Below are 23,927 nucleotides of genomic sequence, written 5' to 3' on the forward strand. Positions count from 1 at the left end.
AGAGAACGGCCTCACAGGATTGCGGAATGCCTGGAATTCGGACCGCGCTTGAGAGGTTTCCCACATCACATCGTCATCACAAACCCGCTGTTTCGACCGGGACCACAGCTCACCCGCTGTAACGTCGATTGGGTGCGTACCGAACGAAACCTCACCCGGCGTCTGGACCGGGTGTTCGCCAGACTCGACCGTGAGCCGGAACGACCGGCCCACATCGATGTGCCAAGGATGAGCCGGCACCGGGTCGTTCTGTTCACCGCGACCCTGGCTTTCTACCTGGCGATCGTGTGGGCCGTGGTCATCACGTCCTGGCTGGTCCGGCTCGACTGGCAGGTCATGTTCTTCCGGCCGTACCAGCAGTGGCCGCAGATCCACGCCTTCCTCGACTACTACGTGGTGCTCGGCCAGCGCGGCCCCACCGCGGTGATGGTCGCGGCCTGGCTCGGCTGGCGCTCCTGGCGGCAGCACACCCTGCGCCCGCTGCTCACCCTGGCCACCTCGTTGCTGCTGCTGAACATCACGGTCGGCGCCGCCAAGCTCGGCATGGGGCGCCTCGGTCCGCACTACGCGACCGTGATCGGCTCGAACGAGATGGGCCTGGGCGGCGATATATTCCCCAGCGGCCACACCGCCAACGCGGTGGTGACCTGGGGCATCCTGGCCTATCTGGCCTCCACCCCGAGAGCGCGCCGCTGGCTGTCGGCGCTGTCCGCGATCACGTCGCTGGGCGTCGGCCTCACCACCGTCTACCTCGGTACGCACTGGCTGAGCGACGTGCTGCTGGGCTGGGCCGCGGGCCTGCTGATCATGCTCGCCCTGCCGTGGTTCGAGCCGCTGATCGCCAAGGCCGAGACCGCGCTGTTCGATCTGCGCGACCGCTGGCGCGCCCGCCGCGGCAGGCCCCTGCCCGAACCGGCCGTGCCGGTCACACCGGTGGTGCTCAGGCCGCTCGGCGCACCGGCCGAGCAGCCGGCCCCGGCGCGCGAGCCGGTCGCCTCGACCCGTGCCTCCAGAGGACCGGCGCATCTGGCCCCGGGACCGCACACGACCCGTTCGGAACGCACTCCGGTCACCCCGGCGGGCAGCCGCCGCCCGCCGCACGCCGACCGCCTCCCGCGCGGCACGACCCAGCCGGCCCGGCCTTGACGCGCGGCTGACCCCCGGGCCCGGTACGCACAGCCGCCCCGCGGACACGACGAAGGCCCCGCTTCCCGACGGAGGGAAACGGGGCCTTCGTCCTGCATGTGTCCAAAGGCGCGGCCCTCAGCCTTTCCAGGCACGGGCCACCACGCCGTCCCGCACCTCGAAGTTCAGCCGGCCGGCCCGGTACTCCATCGTGATGATCGCGCCCGGCGGCAGCGACCGTACCGTCGACCACCCGCGCTGCTGGGCGAGCGCCTCGGCGTTCGCGGCATCGAGGCCGACGTACCCTTCGGGACTGTCCTGGGGCTCCGCTGGCGGAGTGGGAATCGGTGCCATGCCGCCACGCTACCGCGCGGGGCAAGGTAAGAGTCGTATCCGGCTATCGTCACACTTCTGTCACAGCCGTACCGCCGCGTTTCCTTCGAACTGAGTCACACGTACGGGCGTTTCCGCAAGAGCCACCGGGATAATCGAACAGAATTGGCGAGCCCCTGAGCAGTCCGTCGAATTACCCCGGCGGAAAGTTCCACCGCCGGGATCCGGACGGGTCCAGGGGCGTGATTACCCGCGCAATCCGGCAGCGATGCCAGGGCATCTGACGCCGCATAGGAATTTTCACGGATTCAGCACATCAACGCCGTACGTCCCCTGTCGGAGCGGGGGGACCCCGAGCATCATGGCGCCGGTCCGCGGGTAGGCGTGCCGCGGCGGGCCCGGGCGCGACGATGCGAAGGGGCGGGGCAAGACGATGGGGACGCAGACCACAGGGGCGACGGCGGGGCCGGTGCGCGGCAGGGGCCGGGCCGGCCGGGTGGTGGTCGACTGGCTCACCACCACCGACCACAAGAAGATCGGGCATCTGTACCTGATCACGGCGTTCGGCTTCTTCCTGGCCGGCGGGGTCATGGCACTGCTGATGCGTGCCGAACTGGCCCGCCCGGGACTGCAGATCATGAGCAACGAGGAGTACAACCAGCTGTTCACGCTGCACGGCACGATCATGCTGCTGCTGTTCGCGACCCCGAGCTTCGCGGGCTTCGCCAACGAGCTGATGCCGTTGCAGATCGGTGCCCCGGACGTGGCGTTCCCCCGGCTGAACATGCTGTCGTACTGGCTGTTCGCCTTCGGCGGGCTGATCGTGCTGGGCTCGCTGCTCACCCCGGACGGGCCGGCCGCGTTCGGCTGGTTCGCCTACGCGCCGCTCAACGACTCCCTGCACTCCCCGGGCGTCGGCCCCGACCTGTGGATCATGGGGCTGGCGCTGTCCGGCTTCGGGACGATCCTCGGGGCGGTCAACTTCATCACCACGATCGTCGGGATGCGCGCGCCGGGCATGACGATGTTCCGGATGCCGATCTTCACCTGGAACACGCTGTTCACGTCGATCCTGATCCTGCTGGCGTTCCCGGTGCTGGCGGCGGCGCTGCTGGTGCTGGAGGCGGACCGGCGGTTCGGCTCGCAGGTGTTCGAGGCGGCGAACGGCGGGGCGCTGCTGTGGCAGCACCTGTTCTGGTTCTTCGGGCATCCCGAGGTGTACATCATCGCGCTGCCGTTCTTCGGGATCATCACGGAGATCATCCCGGTGTTCAGCCGCAAGCCGATCTTCGGCTTTCTGACGCTGGTCGCCGCGACGATGGCGATCACCGGGCTGTCCGTCGTGGTGTGGGCGCACCACATGTTCGCCACGGGTGCGGTGTTGCTGCCGTTCTTCTCCTTCATGTCGTTCCTGATCGCGGTGCCGACGGGCGTGAAGTTCTTCAACTGGACCGGCACGATGCTGGGCGGCTCGCTGTCCTTCGAGACGCCCATGCTGTGGGCGACGGGCTTCCTGGTGACGTTCCTTTTCGGTGGCCTGACCGGGGTGATCCTGGCGTCCCCGCCGCTGGACTTCCACGTCACGGACTCGTACTTCGTCGTGGCGCACTTCCACTACGTCGTGTTCGGCACGGTCGTCTTCGCGGTCTTCGGCGGCTTCTACTTCTGGTGGCCGAAGTTCACCGGGAAGATGCTGGACGAGCGGCTCGGGAAGATCCAGTTCTGGACCTTGTTCACCGGCTTCCACACCACGTTCCTGGTGCAGCACTGGCTGGGCGCCGAGGGCATGCCGCGCCGGTACGCCGACTATCTGGCGGCCGACGGCTTCACCGCGCTCAACACCGTCTCGTCCATCGGCGCGTTCCTGCTGGGCCTGTCGACGCTGCCGTTCCTCTACAACGTCTGGAAGACCGCCCGGTACGGCGAGAAGGTCGAGACCGACGACCCCTGGGGCTACGGCCGCTCCCTGGAGTGGGCGACCTCCTGCCCGCCGCCCCGGCACAACTTCAACGCGCTGCCCCGGATCCGCTCGGAGTCCCCGGCGTTCGAGCTGCATCACCCGGAGTACGCGGCGCGGGAGCAGGCGCCGCCGTCCGCGCCAGCGCCGCGTCGAGCCGGTCCCGGATCCTCCTGATCTCCTCGGTCAGCCCGGCGGGCTCGATCACCTCGAACGGGAAGCCGGTCATCATGAGGTGAATGACCATCACCTCCAGGTTCGGCGCTCCGCTGCGCAGGACGCACGCGTCCTCCCCGTCGGCCTCCAGTGTCCCGGCCGACGGCGAGATCCGCTCGGCGGCCTCGTCGAGCGGCACCAGCAGCCGGACGGCGGAGTGCGTGGCGTACGCGCGCGTGGAGACGCCGTTCGAGACGTAGGCGGCCAGGTCCTCGGCGGGCGGCTCGCGCGGGGTGAAGCGGGGCCCGTGCGGTGGTGCGGGGGTGATGCGGTCGACGCGGAAGGTGCGCCAGTCCGCCCGGTCGACGTCCCAGGCGACCAGGTACCAGCGCCGCTCGGTGCACACCAGCCGGTGCGGCTCGACGGTACGGCGGCTGTCCGCGCCGTCGTGCGTGCGGTACGCGAAGCGCAGCCGCTCGGCGTCCCGGCACAGGTGGGCGAGTTCGGTGAGCACCGCCGGGTCGACGTCCGCGGCCGGCGGGCCGCCGCGCAGCATCGGCACGGTGAAGGCGTTCAGGGCGCTCACCCGGCGGCGCAGCCGTCCCGGCAGCACCTGTTCGAGCTTGGCGAGGGCGCGTACGGAGGTCTCGCCGATGCCCTCGATGCCCTGTCCGGCGGCGGTGCGCAGGCCGACGGCCACGGCCACGGCCTCGTCGTCGTCCAGCAGCAGCGGCGGGAGTGCGGCGCCCGCGCCCAGCTGGTAGCCGCCGCCGGTGCCGGGGCTGGCGTTGACCGGGTAGCCGAGCTCGCGCAGCCGGTCCACGTCGCGGCGGACCGTGCGCGTCGTGACGCCCAGCCGGTCGGCGAGTTCGGCGCCGGACCACTCGCGGTGGGCCTGGAGCAGCGAGAGCAGCCGCAGCAGACGTGCCGAGGTCTCCAACATGGGGCCGAGTCTGTCAGGGAACGCGGACAGCCGCTGTCCTCGACGGACAGCGGCTGTTCTGCGCGGCTGCTCGGTGTTCAGAGCGCGAGGCGCTGGCCGGGCACGATCAGGTTCGGGTCGTCGCCGACGACCTTCTTGTTGGCGGCGTAGATCCGCTGCCAGGTGGTGCCGTGCCGCTCGGCGATGGCGCTCAGGGTGTCGCCCTCGCGGACGGTGTAGTCACCCGTGCCGCGGGACTCGCTGCGGTTGGTGTGTTCCGCCGGGCGTTCCGGCGACTTCGCCGGGGCGGACTTCGCCGTCACGCTGCCCTTGTCGGCGCCGGTCCCGGTGGTCGCGGCCGCCGGGGCCGCGCCGTAGGCTCCGGCGCGGGCCGAGCAGACCGGCCAGGCGCCCCAGCCCTGAGCCTGCTGGACCTTGCCGGCGACGGCGATCTGGGCTTCCCTGGAGGCCTGGTCGGCCGTCGGGGCGTAGGCGGTGCCGCCGTACGCGCGCCAGGTGCCGGCGGAGAACTGGAGCCCGCCGTAGTAGCCGTTGCCGGTGTTGATGTGCCAGTTGCCGCCGCTCTCGCACTGGGCGATGCGGTCCCACACCCCGTTGTCCGCCGCGGCGGCGTTGCCGGTGGCTGCCAGCAGCCCCAGCGGGGCCAGCAGCGCGGCTCCGGCCAGCGCGGCCGTCGTACGGCCCTTGCGGGCGCCCTCGGGACGAGCGGTGTTGCGGGTGGTATCGGCACACTCGGACATGTAATTCCCTCTCCACGAACCCGGGTTCCCCCGGGCGGAGCACGCCTCGCCGCGCAGGACCGCGGTTGCTCGTGCCCGCCCCGTCCGCGTGCCCGGTGCCGGCGGTGGTGCTGTGCCGGTGCCGGGTGTCGGACGTACCCGAGCGGTGCTCGTTGCACACGGCGGAGGAATGTAGGGAGGACGAGCGGTCTGAATCAACCAACTCCCTGTCATTCCAGGCCAGTTGCCTGTTACCGAGGGTATCGGCGATTTTCGGCCACCCACTACATCCGCTGATTTCCTGATTTGTCGACCATCGACCGGCGCGATCTGTGACTCACTTCACCGCTCCAAGTTCCTTGACGAGACGACGAGTTGACCGTGAGTAGCACATTCCGGACCGGCGGTGACCGTATGCGCTGGTTGGTTCGAACCGGTCGCACCCGGGGCGTGACTCCCACCACAGGACGTCCGTTGTCTTCTTCATGAGCCCGGAACCCCGGAACTCAGCGGCCGGGAGCCACCCGGCCGACCCCAGCACGCATCCCGAGGGAGCCACCGTGCCGCGCATGCTCGACGTCAGTGACGCCGTACGCGCCGAGATCGGCGACGAAGAAGCCGACCGGCTGCTCGCCGGAGAGAACGCCCCGGGCAGTTACGACTGCACGTCCTGCCGCACCCCGGGCGACTCCGAGCAGGAGCGCACCAGCACCGTTCTGTTCGTCGGCGACGAGACCGCCGTCCTCGCCTTCGCCCACGCCAGCTGCCTGCCCTCGCAGGTCGTCCAGGTCACCGAGGAGCAGCTGCAGGGCGCCGTCCGGTCCATCGGCGGCGTCGGTGCCGCCGCGGGCGAGCCGCACCGGGCCGCGCCCGAGCAGGCCGTGCTCGGCGTGACCAGCGGACTCGTCCTGATCGAGGGCGAACTCCACCCCGCGCTCGTGGTCGAGCCGACCTCCCCGATCGTGCGCCCCGGCTCCACCGGGGCCGGCGACGACTTCCTCCCGCTCCTCATCGAACAGGGGTTCATGCCGCTGACCGAGCTGGCGTCCGTGCCGCCGGTGCTGCACGGCTGGTCGGTGCTGCTCGCCGTGGGCCAGCTGCACGCGGTGCTGCAGCCCTCGGCGCACGGCGGGCAGCCGGTCGCGTGGTGGCAGGCGCATCAGCCGCTGCAGGTCACCGACAGCTGGCGGGCCGCCGCGAACAAGCACCAGCAGGTTCTGCTGTTCGCGGCGCCGGTGGGGTCGATCGGGCGGCAGCCGCGGGAGGATCTGCTGCGGGAGTCTCTCGACAGGGCCGCGGCGAGCGGGAAGTTGGTCGCGGCGGCGCTGCCGCTCGCGGGGACCTGATTCCCCCGCCCGAGGGACCAGGGTTGCGCGCCGCCCGGCGCCCCGCACCCCCCAGGGGGTTGCACAACCGCATCTCTTTGACGCCCCGGTCGTTTGGACACACGTGCACGCATACGACATTCCTCCCCCACGCCGGTCCGTCTTCGGCTCCGTTCCGTCCACTCGGACGACGCAGGACGGGGTCGGGGGCGCCTCGGCGACGCCGATCTACGACATGCTCTACGCGGAGTGGGTCAAGACCTTCCGCACGTTGCCCGGTGACCGCAGCGGGGAGGAGGGGCTGAGGTTCAGTCCCTTCGGTCTCCTGCAGGACCGTACGGGCACCTACGCCACCGGCCCCTACGGCGGTCACCGGCCGGGGTCGTTCAGCAGCTCGTACAGCGCCTACAGCGCCGGGGCCTACAGCGCGCGGCAGCAGTCGCAATGGCAGCGGGTCGGCGGGCTCGGGCGGCAGCAGCCGGACACCGGGATGCAGCATGTTCCGGCGGCGCTGCCTCCGGGGCCGCGCCGGGGCGTGTGACCCCCGCACGGTGAAGGGCGGCACCTGGATCTCCAGGAGCCGCCCTTGACGTCGTACCGCCGTTACTTCTTCTTCGCGCCGCGCTTCTCGCGCACCCGCACGGAGATGTGGATCGGGGTGCCCTCGAAGCCGAACTCCTCGCGCAGGCGGCGCTCGATGAAACGCCGGTAGCCCGCCTCGATGAAGCCGGAGGCGAAGAGGACGAAGCGCGGGGGCTTGGTGCCGGCCTGGGTGCCGAACAGGATGCGCGGCTGCTTGCCGCCCCGGATGGGGTGCGGGTGGGCGGAGACCAGCTCGCCGAGGAAGGCGTTCAGGCGTCCGGTGGGGACCCGGGTCTCCCAGCCGGCCAGCGCGGTCTCGATGGCCGGGACCAGCTTCTCCATGTGGCGGCCGGTGCGCGCCGAGACGTTCACGCGCGGGGCCCAGGCGACCTGGCCCAGCTCGGTCTCGATCTCCCGCTCCAGGTAGTAGCGGCGCTCCTCGTCGAGGGTGTCCCACTTGTTGTAGGCGACGACGATCGCGCGGCCCGCCTCGACGGCCATGGTGACGATCCGCTGGTCCTGTACGGAGATGTTCTCGGAGGCGTCGATCAGGATGACGGCGACCTCCGCCTTCTCCACGGCCGCCGCCGTGCGCAGGGAGGCGTAGTAGTCGGCGCCCTGCTGGAGGTGGACCCGCTTGCGGATGCCCGCCGTGTCGACGAACTTCCAGGTCACGCCGCCCAGTTCGATCAGCTCGTCGACCGGGTCGCGGGTGGTGCCCGCCAGCTCGTTGACGACGACGCGCTCCTCGCCCGCCACCTTGTTCAGCAGGGAGGACTTGCCGACGTTCGGGCGGCCGATCAGGGCGATCCGGCGCGGGCCGCCGATGCCGCCCCCGCCGAAGGTCTCGCGCGGCGCGTCCGGCAGCACCTCGAGCACGGCGTCCAGCATGTCGCCGGTGCCGCGGCCGTGCAGCGCCGAGACGGGGTGCGGCTCGCCGAGGCCGAGGCTCCACAGGTAGGCCGCGTCGGCCTCGCCGCTCGGGCCGTCGACCTTGTTGGCGCACAGCACGACCGGCTTGCCGGCCTTGCGCAGCAGCCGTACCACCGCCTCGTCGGTGTCGGTCGCGCCGACCTTGGCGTCCACGACGAAGACGACCGCGTCGGCCGCCTCGATCGCGTACTCGGCCTGGGCGGCCACGGAGGCGTCGATGCCGAGGACGTCCTGCTCCCAGCCGCCGGTGTCGACGACCTTGAAGCGGCGGCCGGCCCATTCGGCCTCGTAGGTGACGCGGTCGCGGGTGACGCCCGGCTTGTCCTCGACGACCGCCTCACGGCGGCCGATGATCCGGTTCACCAGGGTCGACTTGCCGACATTGGGCCGGCCGACGACGGCGAGCACGGGCAGCGGGCCGTGGCCCGCCGCCTCGATGGCGCCCTCGACGTCCTGGATGTCGAAGCCCTCTTCCGCGGCGAGCTCCATGAACTCCGCGTACTCGGCGTCGCCGAGAGCCCCGTGGTCGTACTCGTGCTCAGCCGAGTCGCCGGGCTGGATGTCGTCGTTCATGTAGTCCGTACCTCGTCGTTCATTGTGGTGATCGGTGGAACAGGCCCTGACGGGATGAACCCCGGTGGGCCGATCCACTACTCAAGTGTCGCCTGGCGCCCGGTCAGGCGCCTGGCGTTTTCCAGGTGGCTGGTGAGCTGCTTCTGGATGCGCTCGGTCGCCTCGTCCAGCGCCGTGCGCGTACGCCGGCCGCTGCCGTCGCCCGCGTCGAAGGGCTCGCCGAAGACGACGTCGATGCGGGAACGCAGCGGGGGCAGCCCCTTTATCAGCCGTCCCCGCTTCTCGGAGCTTCCCAGTACGGCGACGGGCACGATCGGCGCCCCGCTGCGTACGGCGAAGTAGGCGAGCCCGGCGCGCAGCGAGGCGAAGTCGCCCTCGCCCCGGGTGCCCTCCGGGAAGATGCCCAGCACTCCCCCGGCCTCCAGCACGCCCAGGGCACGGGTGATCGCGGTGCGGTCGGCGGTGGCGCGGTCCACCTTCACCTGGCCGATGCCGGTCAGGAAGGGGTCCAGCGGGCCGACGAACGCCTCCTTCTTGATCAGGAAGTGCGTCGGGCGGGGTGCCACGCCCATCACCATCGGGCCGTCGACGTTGTGGGAGTGGTTCACGGCGAAGATCACCGGGCCACTCGTGGGCACCTTCCAGGCGCCGAGCACGCGCGGCCTGAACAGCCCGTGCATCAGGCCCACGCCGATGCGCCGCCCCACCTCGGCGCCCCGCCGCGAGGGCAGCTTCTCCGAAGGGGCCGCGGGGAGGCTCACTTCCCGGCCCGCTTCTCCTCGACCAGGGTGACGACGCACTCGATGACCTGGGCGAGGGTGAGCTCGGTGGTGTCCACCTCGACCGCGTCGCCGGCCTTGGCGAGGGGCGAGGTCTTGCGGGAGGAGTCGGCCGCGTCCCGCTTGATCAGGGCCTCGCGGGTGGCGTGGATGTCGGCGCCCTTCAGCTCGCCGCTGCGGCGGGCCGCGCGGGCCTCCGGGGAGGCGGTGAGGAAGATCTTCAGGTCGGCGTCCGGCAGGACGGTCGTACCGATGTCACGGCCCTCCACCACGATGCCGTTCTCGGCGCCGGCGGCGATCGAGCGCTGCAGCTCGGTGATCCGGGAGCGCACCTCGGGCACCGCGCTGACCGCGCTGACCTTGGAGGTGACCTCCTGGGTGCGGATCGGGCCGGACACGTCGACGCCGTCGACCGTGATGGTCGGCTTGTCCGGGTCGGTGCCGGAGACGATCTCCGGCTTGCCCGCGACGGCGGCGATGGCGGTCGGGTCCTCCAGGTCGATGCCGCTGTTGACCATCCACCAGGTGATCGCCCGGTACTGGGCGCCGGTGTCCAGGTAGCTCAGGCCGAGCTGCGCGGCGACGGCCTTCGACGTGCTCGACTTGCCCGTGCCGGAGGGGCCGTCGATCGCGACGATCACGGGCTTGGCGGTCGGGGCGGCGCCGTTTTCCACGGAGGGACACCTTCCTGGTTCGGTGTGGGCGGGTGCGGGGGCAAGAGTGCCCTGCACAAGGTTACTGGGTGCGGGTCACTCGTCCGGACGCGTGCGGTCGCCCCTACTGCCGCAGCGCCCAGCCCCGCTCCCGCAGCGCCTCCTTCAGCACCGGCGCCGTCTTGGGTTCCACGCTCAGCTGGACCAGACCGGCCTGCTGCCCCGTCGCGTGCTCGATACGGACGTCCTCGATGTTGACCCCCGCCCGGCCCGCATCGGCGAAGATCCGGGCGAGCTGGCCGGGCTGGTCGTCGATGAGGACGGCGACGGTCTCGTAGACCCGCGGGGCGGACCCGTGCTTGCCGGGCACCCGCACCTGGCCGGCGTTCCCGCGGCGCAGCACGTCCTCGATGCCGGCGGTGCCCTCGCGCCGCTTGGCCTCGTCGGAGGACTGCAGGGCGCGCAGCGCCTCGACGGTCTCGCCCAGGTCGGCGGCGACGTCGGAGAGCAGGTCGGCGACCGGTCCCGGGTTCGCGGAGAGGATGTCGATCCACATCCGGGGGTCGGAGGCGGCGATCCGGGTCACGTCCCGGATGCCCTGCCCGCACAGCCGTACGGCGGCCTCCTCGGCGTGCTCCAGGCGCGCGGCGACCATGCTGGACACCAGGTGGGGCATGTGGGAGACGAGGGCGACGGCGCGGTCGTGGGCGTCGGCGTCCATGACGACCGGTACGGCCCGGCAGTGCGAGACCAGCTCCAGGGCGAGGTTCAGCACCTCGGTGTCGGTGTCCCGGGTGGGGGTGAGCACCCAGGGGCGGCCCTCGAAGAGGTCGGCGGTCGCGGCGAGCGGGCCGGACTTCTCCCGGCCGGACATGGGGTGGGTGCCGATGTACGCCGACAGGTCCGGGCCGAGCGCCTGGAGCTCGCGGCGCGGGCCGCCCTTGACGCTGGCCACGTCGACATAGCCGCGGGCCACGCCCCGGCGCATGGCATCGGCGAGGACGCCGGCCACGTGGGCGGGCGGGGCCGCCACGATCGCCAGGTCGACCGGGCCCTCGGGGGCCTCGTCGGTGCCGGCTCCCAGCGCGGCGGCCGTACGGGCCTGCTCGGGGTCGTGGTCGGCGAGGTGGACCGTGACGCCGCGCTGGACCAGGGCCAGGGCGGCGGAGGTGCCGATGAGGCCGGTGCCGATGACGAGTGCGGTTCTCACTGGGCGATGTCCTTGCGCAGAGCGGCCGCGGCGCCGAGGTAGACGTGGTTGACGTCGGCGCGGGGCTTGTCCGACTCGATGTGCGCGAGCAGCCGTACGACCCGGGGCATGGCGCCCTCGATGTCCAGTTCCTGGGCGCAGATCAGGGGTACGTCGACGATGCCGAGCTTGCGGGCGGCGGCCGCCGGGAAGTCGCTGTGCAGGTCGGGGGTGGCCGTGAACCAGATGCTGATCAGGTCGTCGGCGGTCAGTCCGTTCCGCTCGAGGACCGCGGTGAGCAGGGCTCCGACCTGCTCGTCCATGTGCCCGGCCTCGTCCCGCTCCAGTTGGACGGCCCCCCGGACCGCTCGTACCGCCACGGCGCTGCTCCCTGCTGACATGCGGATCTCTTCTTGGTCCGTCCAGCGTAGTCAGGACGCGCGGAGGCGGCGCACGGCGCCCGATCGCTGAGACGATGCGATGCATCCGGTATTCACCGATTTCGACGTGTTGTACGGAGGAACGGCATGGCTGAGGGCGCGACGCGGCGCACGGTTCTGGCGACGGGCGCGGCGGCGGTCGTCGCACCCGTCGCGGCATGCGGCGGCAACGCCGACGGAAGCAGTGGCGGGGATCTGGGCAGGACCAGTGACATCCCGGAGGGCGGCGGCAAGATCTTCAAGGACCAGAAGGTGGTCGTCACCCAGCCGAAGAAGGGCGACTTCAAGGCCTTCTCGGCGATCTGCACGCACCTGGGCTGCACGGTGAGCAGGGTCGCGAACGGCACGATCGACTGCCCGTGTCACGGCAGCAAGTTCCACATCGCCGACGGCTCGGTGGCCCACGGCCCGGCGAAGAGGCCGCTGCCCCCGAAGTCGATCAAGGTGCAGGGAAATTCGATCAAACTGACGTGAGGGGGCGGCGTACGCTCCCGGCATGGAGCCCGAGACCCTGGTGCGCGAGCACACCATTTACGCCTGCGTCATGGGTTCCCGGGCCTTCGGTCTGGCGACGGACACGAGCGACACCGACCGGCGGGGTGTGTTCCTCGCCCCCACCCCCCTGTTCTGGCGGTTCGAGAAGCCGCCGACGCATGTGGAGGGGCCGGGCGAGGAGCAGTTCTCCTGGGAGCTGGAGCGGTTCTGCGAGCTGGCGCTGCGCGGCAACCCGAACATCCTGGAGTGCCTGCACTCGCCGCTGGTGGAGCGGGTCGACGACACCGGCCGGGAGCTGCTGTCCCTGCGCCGGGCCTTCCTGTCCCGCCGGGCCCACGACACCTTCACCCGCTACGCCCTCGGCCAGCGCAGGAAGCTGGATGCCGACGTCCGCACGCACGGCGCCCCGCGCTGGAAGCACGCCATGCACCTGCTGCGCCTGCTGACGAGCGCCCGTGACCTGCTGCGCACCGGCGAGCTGCGGATCGACGTCGGCGACCAGCGGGAGCCGCTGCTCGCGGTGAAGCGGGGCGAGGTCCCCTGGGCCGAGGTCGAGAGGTGGATGTCCCGGCTGGGCACGGAGACGGAACAGGCCCTGCACCACACCCCGCTCCCGCCCGGCCCGGACGAGGCACGGGTGGCCGACTTCCTCCACCGAACCCGCCGGGCCTCGGCGTACGGCGCACCCGCCGCCGCGGCACCGGACCTGCGATGACCCCGGCTTCCGCGCCCGGGCGTGCGAGGTGCGGCGCCGCCGTCCCGTTCCGGTGGGTGACGTCTCCTGGCCGCTGCCGCTCGCTCAGCCCGCCAGGCGGGCCCGGACCACGAAGTCGTGCAGGGCGTCGTACGCGGTGGGCGCGTCGGGCAGGGACGAGGTGGACTGGGCCTCGTCGAGTTCGGCGTGCAGCCGCTCCACGTCGGCCTCCACGCGCGCGTGCGGGACGGTGGCGCTGCCGTGCTCCCGCTCCGCCTTGGCGGCCATCAGCTCGGGCAGATAGCCGGGGGCGTCGAGCTGCTCCAGGAGCGTGGGCAGGTGGGCCTGGACCTCGCCGCTGCGCATGAGGTGGACGCCGGTGAGCAGTACCCGGAACGTGTAGAGCAGCGGCTTGAGTTCGCCGGTCTTCTCGAACAGCCGCCACTGGGTCACCGCGAACCCCCGGTAGTGGTGGGCGTGGTGGCTGGTGAGGACGCCGGGGGCGAGCGCGGCCAGCTCCCGGTGCGCGTCCCCGGTGTGCACGACCAGCGGCGAGAGCAGCTGCTCCAGCACATAGCCGTTGCGGCGCAGCATCAGCCGTACGAACTTGCGCAGATCGTGGGTGACGAGGTCCAGCTCGACGCCGTAGCGCACCCAGGCCCGGGAGCGGGTCTCCTCCGGCTCGCGCAGTCCGACGAGGTCGGCCGCCGGGAGCAGATGGACGCCCCGCAGGTCCACGTCCGAGTCCTGCGAGGGGAAGCCGTACAGATGGGCTCCGGAGACGGTCGCGAACAGCAGGGGGTCGGGCTGCTCCGCGACCACGGGCTTCAGGTCGATGTCGAGGTCGTCGATCATGGGGCTAAGCGTCCCAGAGCGTACCCAGCGCCGACAGATCACCCCGGTACTCGATCCGCTCGGTCCACTCGGCCGGCCAGGCCCCCTCGCCCAGCCACGCGCCCGCGAAGGCGCCGGTGAGGGAGGCGATGGAGTCGGAGTCACCGGAGGAGCAGGCGGCCCGGCGCAGGGCGGTGACGGGCTCGTCGGGGAAGAGCAGGAAGCACAGCAGCCCGGTGGCGAGGGCCTCCTCGGCGATCCAGCCCGCGCCGGTGGCCAGGCACGGGTCGCTCTCCGGGGAGACGGTCCGCACGGCCTCCTGGAGCCGGTCGAGGACCGCCAGGCACTCGTCCCAGCCGCGCGCGATGAAGTGCTCGGGGGTGGGGTCCTGGGCGCGGGTCCACAGGTCGCCGAGCCAGGTGTGGTCGTAGTGGGTGCGGTGGTCGAGGGCGTACGAGCGCAGTCGGCCGACCAGTCCCGTCGGGTCGGCGCCCTGGGCGAGCAGGTGAACCGCCCGGGCGGTGAGGTCCGAGGCGGCGAGCGCGGTGGGGTGGCCGTGGGTGAGCGCGGACTGCAACTGGGCGGCGCCGGCGCGCTGTTCGTCGCTCAGGCCGGGGGCGAGCCCGACGGGGGCGACCCGCATGTTGGCCCCGCAGCCCTTGGAGCCGACCTGACTGGCGTCCTGCCAGGCGCGGCCCTCCTCCTTCAGCAGGGCGCACGCGGTCAGGCAGGTGCGGCCCGGGGCGCGGTTGTTCTCCGGCGAGTCGTACCAGTCCACGAACTCCTCGCGCAGCGGCCGCTCCAGCCGCTTGGGCGCGAGATACCCGCGCCCCATGGCCGTCCCGAGCGCGCGCCCGACGGCGAGGGTCATCTGGGTGTCGTCGGAGACGAAGGCGCGCCGCGGCAGCTCCATCTCCCGCCAGGGCCCGCACTTGGCGAGGATCGACGGTACGTCGTTGAACTCGGTCGGGAAGCCGAGGGCGTCCCCGAGGGCGAGGCCCAGGAGTGCCCCGGTGGCGGCGCGCTTGGACATAGGATCACCATTCCCCTTTATCGTCACCATGACAATAAAGGGGGATGGTGATCGCGGCAAGGCGTTTTGTACGTCGGCTAAGAGGTCGACTTGTACGTCGGCTAGAGGTCGACTTCCTTCATCAGCATCCCGACCTCGGTGTTGGACAGGCGCCGCAGCCAGCCCGACTTCTGGTCGCCGAGGGTGATCGGACCGAAGGCGGTGCGAACCAGCTTCTCGACCGGGAAACCGGCCTCCGCGAGCATGCGCCGCACGATGTGCTTGCGACCCTCGTGCAGGGTCACCTCGACCAGGTAGTTCTTGCCGGTCTGCTCCACGACCCGGAAGTGGTCCGCGCGCGCGTAACCGTCCTCCAGCTGGATGCCGTCCTTCAGGCGCTTGCCCAGGTCGCGCGGGATCGGGCCGACGATCGCCGCGAGGTAGGTCTTCTTCACGCCGTACTTGGGGTGGGTCAGGCGGTGCGCCAGCTCACCGTGGTTGGTGAGGAGGATGACGCCCTCGGTCTCGGTGTCCAGCCGGCCCACGTGGAACAGCCGCGTCTCGCGGTTGGTGACGTAGTCCCCGAGGCACTGCCGCCCCTCGGGGTCCTCCATGGTGGACACCACGCCCGCGGGCTTGTTCAGCGAGAAGAACTGGTACGACTGCGTCGCGACCGTCAGGCCGTCGACCTTGACCTCGTCCTTCTCCGGGTCGACCCGGCGGCCCTGCTCCAGGACGATCTCGCCGTTGACCTCCACGCGCGCCTGCTCGATCAGCTCCTCGCAGGCCCGCCGCGAGCCGTAGCCGGCGCGCGCGAGGACCTTCTGCAGCCGCTCGCCCTCCTGCTCGGCGCCAGGGAAGGTCTTGGGCAGCTTGATGTCCTGCTTGCCCGCGTAGCGCTCCCGGTTGCGCTCCTCGGCGCGCGCCTCGTACTCACGCGAGCGCGCGGGGGCCGTACGGCCGCGCCCGCCGCCCTGCTGGGGCTGCTTGGGGCCGCCCTTGGCGCCACCGCGGGCCGCGCCGCCGCGCCCGGACTTGGGGCCCTCCTTCGAGGCGGCCGGGCCCACGTCGTAGCGGCGCTCCTCGGGGCGGGGCTTGCGGGGACGGCCCTGCCCCTGCCGCTCGTCCCGGTTGTTGCCGGCGCCGCGGTGGTTACCGCGCCCGCCGCTGTTCCTGCCGCTGCCGCTGCTTCGCATCAAGGTTTCCGTCTTAGTCGTCTGCGTCCTGAGCACCGGGCGCGTCGGGCGCGTCCGGGTCGAACGACGGGACTCCCTCCTGGGTCTCGGCCTCGATCGCCTCCGCCTCCGGGAGGAAGGGCGCGAGCTCCGGAAGCTCGTCCAGGCCACGCAGGCCCATCCGCTCCAGGAAGTAGTTCGTCGTCCTGTACAGGATCGCACCTGTTTCGGGTTCCGTGCCCGCCTCCTCGACCAGACCCCGTTGCAGCAGGGTGCGCATCACACCGTCGCAGTTGACCCCGCGTACGGCGGAGACGCGGCTGCGGCTGACCGGCTGGCGGTAGGCGACGACCGCGAGGGTCTCCAGCGCGGCCTGGGTGAGCCGGGCGGTCTGGCCGTCCAGGACCAGCCGCTCGACGGCGGGCGCGTACTCGGCCCGGGTGTAGAAGCGCCAGCCGCCCGCGACGAACCGCAGCTCGAAGCCGCGGCGCTGCACGGTGTACTCGTCGGCCAGCTCCCGCAGTGCGTCCGCGACCTGCCGTTTCGGCCGCTCCAGCAGCTTGGCCAGGTGCTCCTCGGTCGCGGGCTCGTCCACGACCATGAGCATCGCCTCCAGGGCGGGCTTGAGGTCGAGGTCGGCGGCGCCGCGCAGCCCCGGGGGGAGCTCTGTGGTCTCGCTCATGCCTTCTTCTCCTCCTTGGGCTGCTCGGGCGGCCGGTCGAACTCGTCGGTGACCATCGGTGCGGTGTCGGTGTCCCCGCCGGTCCAGCGCACGAGCAGCTCCCCGAGCGCGGTTTCCTGCTCCAGGGCGACGGCCTTCTCGCGGTACAGCTCCAGCAGGGCGAGGAACCGGGCCACGACGGTGAGGGTGTCGTCGGTGTCCTCCACCAGCGCCCGGAAGCTGGCCTCGCCCAGCTCCTTCAGCCGCGCGACCACGATTCCGGCCTGTTCCTGCACGCTGACCAGCGGGGCGTGGATGTGGTCGACGTAGACCTGCGGCTTGGGCCTGGGCTGCATCGCCTTGACCGCGAGCCTGGCGAACCCCTCGGGTCCGATGCTGATGACGACCTCGGGCAGCAGCTCGGCGTGGTGCGGTTCCAGGCCGACGGTACGGGGCCAACGCCGGGCTTCCTCGTCGAGCCGCCGGTTGAAGATGTCCGCGATCTGCTTGTACGCGCGGTACTGCAGCAGCCGGGCGAACAGCAGGTCGCGCGCCTCCAGCAGCGCCAGGTCGGCCTCGTCCTCGACCTCGGCGGTGGGCAGCAGCCGGGCCGCCTTCAGGTCGAGCAGCGTGGCCGCGACGACAAGGAACTCCGTGGTCTGATCCAGGTCCCAGTCGGGCCCCATGGCCCGGATGTGCGCCATGAACTCGTCGGTGACCTTGGAGAGGGCGACCTCCGTGACGTCCAGCTTGTGCTTGGAGATCAGCTGGAGGAGCAGATCGAAGGGCCCCTCGAAGTTGGCGAGCCGCACCTTGAAGACCCCGTCGGCGGAGCCTTGGGACTCCCCGCTCCCTCCGGGTCCAACGGCCGCGGGCGCTGCGGAGCCGACGGCCACGGGCGCTACCGGCTCGTCGACTACGGGAGCTTCGGCCTCGGCGACTGCGGGAGCTTCCGGCTCGGCGACCGCGAATGCCTCCGGCTCGGGGGCCGCCAGCGCGTCTGGCCCGGCGGGCACGGACCCTTCGAAGTCGGCAGCCACGGGCGTTACCGGCTTGCCGATTGCGGGAGCTACGGGCTCGGCGACCGCGAAAGCTTCCGGCTCGGGGCCCGCCGGCGCTTCCGGCCCGGCGGGCGCGGGCCCTTCCGAGTCGACAGCTGCGGGCGCTTGCGGTTCGCCGGCTGCGGGAGCTTTGGGCCCGGCGGGCGCGGACCCTTCGGTGTCGGCAGCCACGGGCCCTTCCGGCTCGCCTGCTGCGGGAGCCTCGGGCTCGACGACCGCGAATGCCTCCGGCACGGGGGCCGCCAGCACGTCTGGCCCGGCGGGCGCGGACCCTTCGAAGTCGGCAGCCGCGGGCGTTACCGGCTTGCCGATTGCGGGAGCTACGGGCTCGGCGACCGCGAAAGCTTCCGGCTCGGGGCCCGCCGGCGCTTCCAATCCGGCGGGCGCGGGCCCTTCCGAGTCGACAGCTGCGGGCGCTTGCGGTTCGCCGACTGCGGGAGCTTTGGGCTCGGCGGGCGCGGATCCTTCGGTGTCGGCAGCCACGGGCCCTTCCGGCTCGCCTGCTGCGGGAGCTTCGGGCTCGACGACCGCCCATGCCTCCGGCTCGGGGCCCGCCGGCGCTTCCGGCCCGGCGGGCGCGGACCCTTCGAAGTCGGCAGCTGCGGGCGCTTCCGGCTCGGCGGCTGTCGGTTCTTCGGACGGCGCGGGCGCCGGTTCCTCGGGTGGGGTGGCCACGGGTGTCTCTGCCCGCAGGTCGTCGTGCCCGTCGGTCTGCGCCGGAACCCCGGTCTCAGGCACCGGCTCGCTCTGCGACTCAACCGGCGCAGCCACCGGCGGGACCCCCGGACCCCGCCCCAGCGCACGCCGGCGGCCGGCGCCGGTGCCGGGGAGGGGAACGTCGTTCGAGGTCATAGCCCCCGCAGGCTACCCCTACCGCCCCCGCAGACGGCGTACGAGGATGCTCGCGTCCCCGCGGGACTCCAGGTCGGCCAGGACCACGGCCACCGCCTCGCGGACGATGCGCCCGCGGTCGACCGCCAGTCCGTGCTCGCCGCGGAGCACCAGACGGGCGTGCTCGAGGTCCATCAGCTCCTCGGCCGACACATACACCGTGATCTTCTCGTCGTGCCGCTCGCGGCCGCTGGGCCGCCGCGACGCCGCCCGCCCCCGCTTCCGCGGCGCCGCGCCGGAGGATGCGCCAGAACCTTCCTGCGCCGCCTGCCGGCGCGCCGGGCGGGTGCGGGACTCGCCGGCCCCGTCCTGCTCGGCCTCCGCCGCGACATGCTCCGCGCCCTCGCCGTCACCGCCCTGGACCGGCACCGACTGCGGTGCGTCCTCGGCGGCGGCCACGTCGTCGCTCTCCCCCGCGGGAGCCGGCACCCGGGCCTCACCACCCGCCGCACGCCGAGGAGTCGACGGCTGAAGCGCCATCCCCCCTGTCGTACGGAAGAGTTCGTCGGCCCCGGGCAGACTCACTCGGCGTGACACCGGGCGAGCACCTCCCTGGCGAGCTGGCGATAGGCGGCCGCACCGACGGAGTTGGAGGCGTAGGTGGTGATCGGCTCACCGGCGACCGTGGTCTCCGGGAAGCGGACCGTGCGGCCGATGACCGTGTGGTAGACGTGGTCGTCGAACGCCTCGACCACACGGGCCAGGACCTCACGGCTGTGGACCGTGCGCGAGTCGTACATCGTCGCGAGGATGCCGTCCAGTTCGAGCTCGGGGTTGAGCCGTTCCTGGACCTTCTCGATGGTCTCGGTCAGCAGGGCCACACCGCGCAGGGCGAAGAACTCGCACTCCAGCGGCACGATCACCTTGTGAGCGGCCGTCAGGGCGTTGACGGTGAGCAGGCCGAGCGAGGGCTGGCAGTCGATCACGATGTAGTCGTAGTCGGGCATCAGCGGCTTCAGGGCGCGCTGCAGCGTCGACTCGCGGGCGACCTCGGAGACCAGCTGGACCTCGGCGGCCGACAGGTCGATGTTGGAGGGCAGCAGGTCCATGTTGGGGACCGCCGTCTTCAGCAGGACCTCGTCCGCGGACATGCCCCGCTCCATGAGCAGGTTGTAGACCGTCAGGTCGAGTTCCATCGGGTTGACACCGAGTCCCACCGACAGCGCGCCCTGCGGGTCGAAGTCCACGAGCAGCACGCGTCGGCCGTACTCCGCGAGCGCGGCACCCAGGTTGATGGTCGACGTCGTCTTGCCGACGCCGCCCTTCTGGTTGCACATCGCGATGATCTTCGCGGGGCCGTGGTCGGTCAGCGGGCCCGGGATCGGGAAGTACGGCAGCGGGCGTCCGGTCGGACCGACGCGCTCACGGCGCTGACGGGCAGCGTCGGGCGCGAGCGTGGCCGCGTACTCCGGGTCCGGCTCGTATTCGGCGTCGGGGTCGTAGAAGTGCCCCTCGGGCAGTTCGTCGTAGTCGGCGAAGTGGTTGTGGGGCGCGCCACTTCCGTCGCCGGCCATGGCGTTCACGTGATGGCCATCCATGCTCTGGTGTGCTGTCCCGGTCACCTGCGGACCGGAACTCTGGTGGGCTGCGAAGGTGCGCACAGCTACGGAGCCGACAGCCTCGAATCCCGCGGGGCCCTGGCCCCGGACCGGCATTCCTGGTTGACCACCCCCGGGAGAAAATGTCGACTCATTCACAAGTCGTCTTACCTCCTTGGTGACCAGGAAACTTCTAGACAAGGTCAGCGTGGCACCATGCCGACGGTTGGCGACTCTATGGCGTGTCGGCGGTCCGCAGCAACACAATCCGCCGGACCCGGCAGGATGTGTCGGCAATGAAACATCTCGCTGTCAAGGGCGTACGGCCGTCGCACAGCAGGTTTCACCGGTGTACGAATCGGTCGAAGGGTTGCGTTCGAGGCGAGTTGACCAAGAGTCGCCAAGTGACCATACACACATCCGGCCGGACCTTGTCGGGCAAGGTCCGGCCGGGTGCGCACCGTTGACGAGTCGTGTTGACGAATCGCCTTTTACATCAGCCGAGCAGGGTCTCCAGCTCCACGTGCTCCAGGCCGTGGGCCTCGGCGACCTCCTTGTAAACGACCTTGCCCTCATGGGTGTTGAGACCCTTGGCGAGCGCGGCGTCGCGGCGCAGCGCCTCGACCCAGCCGTTGTTGGCGAGGGAGACGATGTAGGGCAGCGTCGCGTTGGTGAGGGCGTTGGTGGAGGTGTTGGGCACCGCGCCGGGCATGTTGGCGACGCAGTAGAAGACCGAGTTGTGCACCTGGAAGGTCGGCTCGGCGTGCGTGGTGGGGTGGGAGTCCTCGAAGCAGCCGCCCTGGTCGATCGCGATGTCGACAAGGACACTTCCGGGCTTCATGCGGGCCACCAGCTCGTTGGTGACCAGCTTCGGGGCCTTGGCGCCCGGGATGAGGACCGCGCCGATGACGAGGTCGGCGTCGAGGACGGCCTTCTCCAGCTCGAAGGAGTTGGACATGATCGCCTTGACCTTCGTACCGAAGATCTTGTCGGCCTCGCGCAGCTTGTTGATGTCGCGGTCGAGCAGGGTCACGTCGAAGCCCATGCCGACGGCGACCTGGGTGGCGTTCCAGCCGGAGACGCCGCCGCCGATGACGACGCACTTGGCCGGGGTCACGCCCGGGACGCCGCCCGGCAGCACGCCACGGCCGCCGGCCGCGCGCATCAGGTGGTAGGCGCCGACCTGCGGGGCCAGGCGGCCCGCGACCTCGGACATCGGGGCGAGCAGCGGCAGCGCGCGGTTCGGCAGCTCGACGGTCTCGTAGGCGATGGCCGTGGTGCCGGACTCGATGAGCGCGTCCGTGCACTCCTTGGAGGCGGCCAGGTGCAGGTAGGTGAAGAGGATCTGGTCCTTGCGGAGACGGTGGTACTCCTCCGCGATGGGCTCCTTGACCTTCAGCAGCAGGTCGGCGGTGGCCCACACCTCGTCGGCGGTGTCGAGGATCGCGGCACCGGCGGAGACGTACTCCTCGTCCGTGATGGAGGAGCCGAGGCCGGCGCCCCGCTCGATGACGACCTGGTGCCCGTTGCGCACCAGCTCGTGCACACCGGCGGGGGTGATGGCCACCCGGAACTCGTTGTTCTTGACCTCGCGGGGGATGCCGACCTTCACGTCGATCACGGTCCTTGGCTCAGAGGGTATGGGGGGTGCGTTACATGACATACCCAGGCATGCGGGGCACACCGGGAGACACCGCAGGAGAACGTGCGGCAGAGCCAGTTTAATGAAGGCGTTCCGCGTGTCTAGCCTTTCATTGCATCAATCTTCGCTGGATGCACTACGGATTTCGCAGGCTTCAACGTCCTGTTTGGGGCTTGTCCCGTCGTCCGGGGTCTCCTCGTCCAGCATGCGCCCGGCCGCCGCGCGGTGCAGACGGGCCGCGGTCGGGTCACCCAGGTGCTCCAGCGTGTCGGCGAGCCGGAGCTGCAGCGCGGCCTGCAACCGGATGTCGTCGGCGCGCCGTGCCCACTCCACCGCCTCCTGGCAGGTGCGCAGGGACTCCTCGAAGCGTCCCGCGTACTCCTGCACCCGGGCCAGCTCGCTCAACGCCCGCGCGTGGGCGGCCACATCGCCGCTCCGGCGGTAGCCGGCGACGGCGGCCCGCCAGTTCCGCAGGGCCTCGCCGTAGCGGCCCGCATACGTGTGGGCCGTGGCGATCCGGCCGTACAGCCGGGCGGCCTGTTCGCGCTCCCCGCGGGCCAGCCGTTCGGCCAGGGCCCGGCCGAACCAGTCCGCGGCCCGGTCGTGATCCGCGAGCTCCTGGTAGGCACCACCTACGGATTCCATCGCGCGACCGATCGCGTACGGGTCATTTGCTCTGCGCCCGGCGTCCAGAGCCGACCGATACCGTGCCAGCGCGTCCTGGGTACGGCCGGTCTGCGCGTCCACGTCGCCCAGGTTCAGCAGGGCCGCGGCCTGCTCCCGGGCCAGCCCGCGCCGCTCGGCGACATCGAGGACCAGGCTGTGCACCTCGTACAGGTCGTGCGCGGCGGACTGCGTGCCGACGTGCGCCACCATGGCCCTGACCAGCTGGGACATCAGCCGCCGGGCGAGGGTGTCCAGCTCGCCGTCGGCCACCGCCAGACGTGCGGACGCCAGCAGGGCGGGACGCCGGATGCGCAGCCAGTCGGCGGCCGCCCTGGGGGTGGGGAAGCGCACCTCGTGGGGCATCGCGTTCAGCTTCTCCCGGGCCTGCGGGCTGTCCGTCTCGGTGATCGCCCGGCAGGCCTGCAGCAGCCGTACGGTCCGCTCCAGCATCCGGGCCCGGGCCAGCTGCAGCTCCGCGGGGCGCTCCTGGGCCTGGGCGTAGGCGCGCAGCAGCGGGTGCAGGCAGCCGGGGACGTCGTACTGGGGCAGCGGCGAGTGCACCGCGCGCAGCAGGCCGAGGGCGACGAGGTCGTCCAGGACGGCGCGGGCGGCGCTGACCGAGCAGCCGGCGAGGGATGAGGCGGTGTGCGGGTCGATCAGGCCGGCCGGGGCGAGGGAGAGCAGCGGCAGCAGCCGGGCGGCCGGGCCGGGCAGCTCGCTGTGGACGTGCCGGAGGACGCGGGCCAGCGGGCTGCCGTCCGGGCCGTCCTCGGCGGCCGTGTGCAGCCGTTTGGCGAGGTCGGAGACGGCGGCCTTGGGGCGGGCGGCGAGCCAGCCGCCGGCCAGGACGAGCGCGGCGGGATGACCCTGGCAGGCCTCCACCAGGCTCTCGGCGGAGCGCGGGTCGACCGTGATGCGGACGGTGCCGGTGTAGCGGGTGAGGAGTTCGACCGCCGACTTGGTGTCCAGGCCGCCGAGCGTGCAGGGGCGGACGTCCGCGATGCCGGTGAGCGGGCCCGAGGAGACGGCCACCACCAGGCAGTCCGGGGCCTCCGGGAGCAGCGCGTCGACCTGCTCGGCGCCGGCCGCGTCGTCCAGGAGCAGCAGGGTGCGGCGGTCGGCGAGGGCGGTGCGCAGCGCCTGGGTGAGGTCGTCCTCGGCGGCGCCGGCCGGGGCGGGCAGCTCCAGCGCGCCGAGCAGTTCGCGGGCGGCGCGCCCGATGGGGACGGGGGTGCCGTCGGGCTCGCTGAGCCGGGCCCGCAGCACCCCGTCCGGGTAACGGTCTGCGACCTGTCGTACGAGTTCCTCGGCCAGGGCGGTCCGGCCGGAGCCGGGGCGTCCCGCGATCAGCAGCACGCGCGCGCGTGGCGCCTTGCGGCCGGAGAGGGTGTCCAGGCCGGCGCGCTCGATGTCGGCGCGCAGCTCCTTCAACTCCCTTGTACGGCCCAGGAAATGGTCTTGTGTGCCCTCGTGCGCCGCCAGTCGCACGCCGCCTGTGTGCACCACCTGATCCGTCACGGGCCACACTCCCGTCCCACCGCACGCGCAAGC

At 71.7% G+C, this 23,927-nt stretch carries 22 protein-coding genes and 1 pseudogene; 6 read left to right on the forward strand and 17 right to left on the reverse strand.

The features are described from left to right. Positions 1 to 132: 132 nt before the first annotated feature. Positions 133 to 1,146 (forward strand): phosphatase PAP2 family protein, encoded by a 1,014-nt coding sequence (locus ABT288_RS22805; protein ID WP_351610688.1) that lies wholly within the window; start codon positions 133 to 135, stop codon positions 1,144 to 1,146. Positions 1,147 to 1,263: 117 nt separating this feature from the next. On the opposite strand, the gene ABT288_RS22810 is transcribed toward ABT288_RS22805, so the two are convergent. Beyond that, a complete protein-coding gene (locus ABT288_RS22810) occupies positions 1,264 to 1,479 on the reverse strand; it encodes an I78 family peptidase inhibitor (protein ID WP_351610691.1) in 216 nt (71 codons plus the stop codon). 412 nt (positions 1,480 to 1,891) lie between these two features. On the opposite strand from ABT288_RS22810, the pseudogene ctaD reads away from it, so the two are divergent. After that, positions 1,892 to 3,577, forward strand: a pseudogene (ctaD, locus tag ABT288_RS22815) (aa3-type cytochrome oxidase subunit I); the annotation flags it as partial. Here the strand turns inward: ctaD and ABT288_RS22820 are convergent. Further along, positions 3,465 to 4,514 carry a helix-turn-helix transcriptional regulator gene (locus tag ABT288_RS22820; RefSeq protein ID WP_351610693.1) on the reverse strand — a complete coding sequence of 350 codons (1,050 nt, stop codon included), beginning with the start codon at positions 4,512 to 4,514 and terminating at the stop codon, positions 3,465 to 3,467. The pseudogene ctaD and the gene ABT288_RS22820 overlap by 113 nt on opposite strands. A gap of 77 nt (positions 4,515 to 4,591) precedes the next feature. Further along, positions 4,592 to 5,254, reverse strand: a complete 663-nt coding sequence (locus ABT288_RS22825; protein WP_351610696.1) for a LysM peptidoglycan-binding domain-containing protein — start codon at positions 5,252 to 5,254, stop codon at positions 4,592 to 4,594. 539 nt (positions 5,255 to 5,793) lie between these two features. Between ABT288_RS22825 and ABT288_RS22830 the strand changes: the two genes are divergently transcribed. Continuing rightward, positions 5,794 to 6,579: a DUF8842 C-terminal domain-containing protein gene (locus tag ABT288_RS22830; RefSeq protein WP_351610699.1), complete on the forward strand. Its 786-nt coding sequence runs from the start codon at positions 5,794 to 5,796 to the stop codon at positions 6,577 to 6,579. A 103-nt stretch (positions 6,580 to 6,682) separates the two neighbouring features. Beyond that, positions 6,683 to 7,099 carry a hypothetical protein gene (locus tag ABT288_RS22835; RefSeq protein WP_351610702.1) on the forward strand — a complete coding sequence of 139 codons (417 nt, stop codon included), beginning with the start codon at positions 6,683 to 6,685 and terminating at the stop codon, positions 7,097 to 7,099. A gap of 62 nt (positions 7,100 to 7,161) precedes the next feature. On the opposite strand, the gene der is transcribed toward ABT288_RS22835, so the two are convergent. The 5 genes from der to aroH form a co-directional block, all read right to left on the reverse strand. Beyond that, positions 7,162 to 8,646 (reverse strand): ribosome biogenesis GTPase Der, encoded by a 1,485-nt coding sequence (der, locus tag ABT288_RS22840; RefSeq protein WP_351610705.1) that lies wholly within the window; start codon positions 8,644 to 8,646, stop codon positions 7,162 to 7,164. A gap of 77 nt (positions 8,647 to 8,723) precedes the next feature. Next, positions 8,724 to 9,446, reverse strand: a complete 723-nt coding sequence (locus tag ABT288_RS22845; protein WP_351610708.1) for a lysophospholipid acyltransferase family protein — start codon at positions 9,444 to 9,446, stop codon at positions 8,724 to 8,726. Continuing rightward, positions 9,404 to 10,099: a (d)CMP kinase gene (gene cmk / locus ABT288_RS22850; RefSeq protein WP_351610711.1), complete on the reverse strand. Its 696-nt coding sequence runs from the start codon at positions 10,097 to 10,099 to the stop codon at positions 9,404 to 9,406. Before cmk ends, ABT288_RS22845 begins: the two co-directional genes overlap by 43 nt. 103 nt (positions 10,100 to 10,202) lie before the next feature. Next, positions 10,203 to 11,288 carry a prephenate dehydrogenase gene (locus ABT288_RS22855; protein ID WP_351610714.1) on the reverse strand — a complete coding sequence of 362 codons (1,086 nt, stop codon included), beginning with the start codon at positions 11,286 to 11,288 and terminating at the stop codon, positions 10,203 to 10,205. Then, positions 11,285 to 11,647, reverse strand: coding sequence for a chorismate mutase (gene aroH, locus ABT288_RS22860; protein ID WP_351610752.1), 363 nt, complete (start codon positions 11,645 to 11,647; stop codon positions 11,285 to 11,287). Before aroH ends, ABT288_RS22855 begins: the two co-directional genes overlap by 4 nt. 147 nt (positions 11,648 to 11,794) lie before the next feature. Between aroH and ABT288_RS22865 the strand changes: the two genes are divergently transcribed. Both ABT288_RS22865 and ABT288_RS22870 read left to right on the forward strand, forming a co-directional pair. Then, positions 11,795 to 12,181, forward strand: coding sequence for a Rieske (2Fe-2S) protein (locus ABT288_RS22865; protein WP_351610716.1), 387 nt, complete (start codon positions 11,795 to 11,797; stop codon positions 12,179 to 12,181). 22 nt (positions 12,182 to 12,203) lie between these two features. Then, positions 12,204 to 12,917, forward strand: a complete 714-nt coding sequence (locus ABT288_RS22870) for a nucleotidyltransferase domain-containing protein (RefSeq protein WP_351610719.1) — start codon at positions 12,204 to 12,206, stop codon at positions 12,915 to 12,917. 84 nt (positions 12,918 to 13,001) lie between these two features. On the opposite strand, the gene ABT288_RS22875 is transcribed toward ABT288_RS22870, so the two are convergent. The 9 genes from ABT288_RS22875 to ABT288_RS22915 form a co-directional block, all read right to left on the reverse strand. Next, positions 13,002 to 13,751 carry a nucleotidyltransferase domain-containing protein gene (locus ABT288_RS22875; RefSeq protein ID WP_351610721.1) on the reverse strand — a complete coding sequence of 250 codons (750 nt, stop codon included), beginning with the start codon at positions 13,749 to 13,751 and terminating at the stop codon, positions 13,002 to 13,004. A 4-nt stretch (positions 13,752 to 13,755) separates the two neighbouring features. Continuing rightward, entirely contained in the window at positions 13,756 to 14,763 is a 1,008-nt protein-coding gene (locus tag ABT288_RS22880) for an ADP-ribosylglycohydrolase family protein (protein ID WP_351610724.1), read from the reverse strand. 101 nt (positions 14,764 to 14,864) lie between these two features. Continuing rightward, the gene (locus ABT288_RS22885; protein WP_351610726.1) at positions 14,865 to 15,938 is read right to left on the reverse strand and encodes a pseudouridine synthase; all 1,074 of its coding nucleotides are present in this window, start codon (positions 15,936 to 15,938) and stop codon (positions 14,865 to 14,867) included. A 13-nt stretch (positions 15,939 to 15,951) separates the two neighbouring features. Continuing rightward, positions 15,952 to 16,599 (reverse strand): SMC-Scp complex subunit ScpB, encoded by a 648-nt coding sequence (gene scpB, locus ABT288_RS22890; RefSeq protein WP_351610729.1) that lies wholly within the window; start codon positions 16,597 to 16,599, stop codon positions 15,952 to 15,954. Next, positions 16,596 to 17,594 (reverse strand): segregation and condensation protein A, encoded by a 999-nt coding sequence (locus ABT288_RS22895; RefSeq protein WP_502972796.1) that lies wholly within the window; start codon positions 17,592 to 17,594, stop codon positions 16,596 to 16,598. Before ABT288_RS22895 ends, scpB begins: the two co-directional genes overlap by 4 nt. A gap of 915 nt (positions 17,595 to 18,509) precedes the next feature. Then, positions 18,510 to 19,067, reverse strand: a complete 558-nt coding sequence (locus ABT288_RS22900) for a hypothetical protein (protein WP_351610734.1) — start codon at positions 19,065 to 19,067, stop codon at positions 18,510 to 18,512. After that, on the reverse strand, positions 19,052 to 20,185 hold the full coding sequence (locus ABT288_RS22905) for a ParA family protein (protein ID WP_351610737.1): 1,134 nt from the start codon (positions 20,183 to 20,185) through the stop codon (positions 19,052 to 19,054). Before ABT288_RS22905 ends, ABT288_RS22900 begins: the two co-directional genes overlap by 16 nt. Before the next feature lie 379 nt (positions 20,186 to 20,564). After that, on the reverse strand, positions 20,565 to 21,680 hold the full coding sequence (ald, locus tag ABT288_RS22910; protein WP_351610755.1) for an alanine dehydrogenase: 1,116 nt from the start codon (positions 21,678 to 21,680) through the stop codon (positions 20,565 to 20,567). A 147-nt stretch (positions 21,681 to 21,827) separates the two neighbouring features. After that, complete coding sequence (locus tag ABT288_RS22915; RefSeq protein ID WP_351610740.1) at positions 21,828 to 23,894, reverse strand: tetratricopeptide repeat protein; 2,067 nt, start codon at positions 23,892 to 23,894, stop codon at positions 21,828 to 21,830. Positions 23,895 to 23,927 lie beyond the last annotated feature (33 nt).

The sequence above is a fragment of the Streptomyces sp. NPDC001093 genome, assembly GCF_040298985.1.
Taxonomy (GTDB): domain Bacteria; phylum Actinomycetota; class Actinomycetes; order Streptomycetales; family Streptomycetaceae; genus Streptomyces.

Excerpts from the sequence above, each read along its gene's own strand:
- ABT288_RS22810 (WP_351610691.1), bottom strand. The coding sequence starts at position 1,479 with ATGGCACCGATTCCCACTCCGCCAGCGGAGCCCCAGGACAGTCCCGAA.
- ABT288_RS22820 (WP_351610693.1), bottom strand. The coding sequence starts at position 4,514 with ATGTTGGAGACCTCGGCACGTCTGCTGCGGCTGCTCTCGCTGCTCCAG.
- ABT288_RS22825 (WP_351610696.1), bottom strand. The coding sequence starts at position 5,254 with ATGTCCGAGTGTGCCGATACCACCCGCAACACCGCTCGTCCCGAGGGC.
- der (WP_351610705.1), bottom strand. The coding sequence starts at position 8,646 with ATGAACGACGACATCCAGCCCGGCGACTCGGCTGAGCACGAGTACGAC.
- ABT288_RS22865 (WP_351610716.1), top strand. The coding sequence starts at position 11,795 with ATGGCTGAGGGCGCGACGCGGCGCACGGTTCTGGCGACGGGCGCGGCG.
- ABT288_RS22870 (WP_351610719.1), top strand. The coding sequence starts at position 12,204 with ATGGAGCCCGAGACCCTGGTGCGCGAGCACACCATTTACGCCTGCGTC.
- ABT288_RS22875 (WP_351610721.1), bottom strand. The coding sequence starts at position 13,751 with ATGATCGACGACCTCGACATCGACCTGAAGCCCGTGGTCGCGGAGCAG.
- ABT288_RS22880 (WP_351610724.1), bottom strand. The coding sequence starts at position 14,763 with ATGTCCAAGCGCGCCGCCACCGGGGCACTCCTGGGCCTCGCCCTCGGG.
- ABT288_RS22885 (WP_351610726.1), bottom strand. The coding sequence starts at position 15,938 with ATGCGAAGCAGCGGCAGCGGCAGGAACAGCGGCGGGCGCGGTAACCAC.
- scpB (WP_351610729.1), bottom strand. The coding sequence starts at position 16,599 with ATGAGCGAGACCACAGAGCTCCCCCCGGGGCTGCGCGGCGCCGCCGAC.
- ABT288_RS22905 (WP_351610737.1), bottom strand. The coding sequence starts at position 20,185 with ATGCCGGTCCGGGGCCAGGGCCCCGCGGGATTCGAGGCTGTCGGCTCC.